This window comes from Syntrophomonas wolfei subsp. methylbutyratica (genome assembly GCF_001570625.1).
Taxonomy (GTDB): Bacteria; Bacillota; Syntrophomonadia; order Syntrophomonadales; family Syntrophomonadaceae; genus Syntrophomonas; species Syntrophomonas methylbutyratica.
Genome location: NZ_BBQT01000053.1, coordinates 1 through 1,314, shown reverse-complemented (window position 1 = coordinate 1,314; position 1,314 = coordinate 1). Strand labels below are relative to the sequence as shown.

General features: G+C 42.8%; 1 protein-coding gene. It reads left to right on the top strand.

Features of this window, described 5'->3' with window-relative positions; genetic code table 11:
• Nucleotides 1-578 precede the first annotated feature (578 nt).
• A partial coding sequence (locus tag AWB54_RS14950; protein ID WP_061215393.1) for an Rpn family recombination-promoting nuclease/putative transposase occupies nucleotides 579-1,314 on the top strand: 736 nt, incomplete at its 3' end.

Here is a 1,314-nt window from a genome sequence, read left to right as displayed (position 1 = left end):
TGGAACACTAGAAAAAACCGACATAGGAGTAGCAGAATATGGCTCAGGTTGGAATCCCCCCACAGTACATGGACCACTTGTTGATATACCTATAGATGGTAATAATTATAATTTCAGTTTTCAAATGCCCATGCCCACATCAACAAAAATGTCTGCATCCCCAGTAGTTTAAGGCATTCCTGCAGTTCTCTGACGCCCCCCCACTGTTACAGCCAACTTAAACCGTCCGCTGAAGATATTGACTGACCGAGAAATGCTGAATTAATGATCCTATCTTAGGGAAAGGAAAAGACGCCTCCTTCAGGTGCAACTGCTACAATGGAAGCAGTGTTGCATCCATGCTTCACCAACGCTTGTTTTGTATATTTTATGCAGGTCTTATGCAAGAAAGGGGTTTTTGCGGAGCCCTATTTACGATAAGATAAAACTACAGAACTATTTTAACCCACGGCCTCTGACTCTGAACAAACATTTGTTCCTTTTCTTTGCAGCTAATAATGATAAGCTGTGATAAAATTTAACGCAAGAACAAATGTTTGGCAAATGGGAGTATACCAAGTATAAAGGGGTGGGGGTTAGTGAAGAAGCGTATTGGACATGACCGGCTCTTTAAGGAGCTATTAGAAACCTTCTTCGGAGAATTTGTTGAGCTATTTTTTCCCCAGGTCTATGAAGCCATAGACCTGGAACATATCAAATTCTTGCAGCAGGAAGTGTTTACAGATGTTACCCGAGGCGATAAACACAGGATAGATATCCTGGTGGAGACCAGTCTCAAAGGAGAAAGCGGAATAGTCCTGGTGCATGTAGAAAATCAGGCCAGTGCCCAAAAAGATTTTGCCGAGCGCATGTTTATCTATTTTAGCAGGCTATATCAGAAGCATCGTTGCCGGGTAGTACCCATAGCAGTATTCACTTACCCGGAGAAACGGAATGAACCAGATCGATTTAAGCTGGCGTTCCCGTTTATGTCCGTCTTGGATTTTCATTTTTTAACCCTGGAGCTGAATAAACATAAGTGGCAGGATTATATCCAAAGCAAAAACCCCGTAGCTGCAGCCCTTTTGAGCAAGATGGGTTATCAGAAGAAAGAACGAGTACAGGTAAAGCTGGAATTTTTGCGGATGCTGGTCAGGATGGAATTGGATCCAGCTCGAATGACCCTGCTGACTGGATTTTTTGAGACCTACCTCATATTAAATGAGGAGGAAGAGAGAAAACTAGAAGAAGAGATGGGTAAGGTAGATGAAAAGGAGGCCAAGAGAATGATAGAGATAACTACTTCCTGGGAAGAAAAGGGCAGAGTGAAAGGCA